The following is a 280-nucleotide window of genomic DNA, read 5'->3' on the forward strand; positions in this document are numbered from 1 at the left end:
CTTTTCACGCGCCCCCTCGTCGTCGGTCCTTCGGCGTGCGTCGAGACCGTCGTTCTCGACGACATGTGGACGCCCCCCGAGATGTGGTGTGATGGCCTTCGGCGCATGACTGTTCCGGCTGGGGGAGTGGTTCGTGCGCGCGTCGGTTCCTCACCCGTTCAGCTCGTGCGCATTGACGATACGCCGTTTTCCGCGCGTCTTGTTCGCAAGTTCAATCTCCCCGTGCGCGGGTGGAGGGATGGTCCCCGGTGATCGAGTCGCTCGATATTTCTCATCTCGG

At 63.2% G+C, this 280-nt stretch carries 1 pseudogene; it reads left to right on the forward strand.

The features are described 5' to 3' along the window. A pseudogene (locus QP415_RS11670) lies at positions 1–252 on the forward strand (ATP-NAD kinase); the annotation flags it as partial. Positions 253–280: the final 28 nt, after the last annotated feature.

Origin of the sequence: Pauljensenia sp. UMB3104 (assembly GCF_030217285.1) — a bacterium.
Lineage (GTDB): Bacteria > Actinomycetota > Actinomycetes > Actinomycetales > Actinomycetaceae > Pauljensenia.